This window comes from Klebsiella sp. MS 92-3 (assembly GCF_000195655.1).
Lineage (GTDB): Bacteria > Pseudomonadota > Gammaproteobacteria > Enterobacterales > Enterobacteriaceae > Klebsiella > Klebsiella pneumoniae.
Genome location: NZ_GL882836.1, coordinates 1 through 1,074, shown reverse-complemented (window position 1 = coordinate 1,074; position 1,074 = coordinate 1). Strand labels below are relative to the sequence as shown.

The window sequence follows — 1,074 nt, the reverse complement described above, 5'->3', positions numbered from 1 at the left end:
CCCGCCGGTCCAGCCGGAAATTGAAACTCAGGACCGCGTCGAGTCTCCAGCCAGGGATAATCCACTATGAGCAAATCACATCCCCGCTGGCGGATGGCGAAAAGAGTGCTGACCGTGCTCTTTTTTATCGCCGTCATCGTCCTGTTGGTGATCTACGCGCAAAAAGTCGACTGGCAGGACGTGTGGAAGGTGATCCGCGGCTACGATCGGCTGGCCTTGTTTAGCGCCATTGCGCTGGTTATCGTCAGCTACCTCATTTACGGCTGCTACGATCTGCTCGGTCGGGCCTATTGCGGGCACAAGCTGGCGAAACGCCAGGTCATGCTGGTGTCGTTTATCTGCTACGCCTTCAACCTGACCCTCAGCACCTGGGTCGGCGGGATCGGTATGCGCTACCGGCTGTACTCGCGGCTGGGGCTGAACGGCAGCACCATCACCCGTATTTTTTCCTTAAGCATTACCACCAACTGGTTGGGCTATATTCTGCTGGGCGGGGTGATATTCACGGCAGATCTGGTGAAGCTGCCGCCGCACTGGTACATCAGCCAGACCACTCTGCGCATTATCGGCGGGGTGATGCTGATCCTTACGCTTTGCTATCTGTTCGGCTGCGCGTTCGCCAAACGCCGTCACCTGACGATTAAAGGCCAGCGGCTGGTGCTGCCCTCCTGGCGCTTCGCGCTGCTGCAGATGGGGCTCTCGGCGGCGAACTGGATGGCGATGGGGGCGATAATCTGGCTGCTGTTGGGCAGCGAGATTAACTATTTTCTGGTATTAGGGGTGCTGCTGGTGAGCAGTATCGCCGGGGTGATTATCCATATTCCGGCTGGGATCGGCGTGCTGGAGGCGGTGTTTATCGCCATGCTCTCCGGGGAAGATATTTCGAAGGGCGCGATCATTGCCGCCCTGCTCGCCTGGCGCGCGCTCTATTATTTCCTGCCATTGCTGCTGGCGACGGTGGCCTATCTGCTGCTGGAGAGCCGGGCGAAAAAGCTGCGGCAAAAGAACCAGCGCAAGCTGGCCCGCGAATGAAACGGCCTGGTCGCGCTGCGCTTGCGCGGGCCTACGGAGTGT

2 protein-coding genes are annotated in these 1,074 nt (G+C 59.2%); both read left to right on the top strand.

Going from position 1 to position 1,074, the window contains the following annotated elements; translation table 11 throughout:
* Positions 1 to 70, top strand: a 70-nt coding sequence (locus tag HMPREF9538_RS33385; RefSeq protein WP_416352772.1) for a hypothetical protein, incomplete at its 5' end; no start/stop codon positions are given.
* A complete protein-coding gene (locus tag HMPREF9538_RS07945; protein ID WP_002895728.1) occupies positions 67 to 1,032 on the top strand; it encodes a lysylphosphatidylglycerol synthase domain-containing protein in 966 nt (321 codons plus the stop codon). The genes HMPREF9538_RS33385 and HMPREF9538_RS07945, both read left to right, overlap by 4 nt.
* Positions 1,033 to 1,074: the final 42 nt, after the last annotated feature.

What these genes read in the sequence shown, in the direction of transcription:
- HMPREF9538_RS07945 (WP_002895728.1), top strand. Translation starts at nt 67, where the DNA reads ATGAGCAAATCACATCCCCGCTGGCGGATGGCGAAAAGAGTGCTGACC.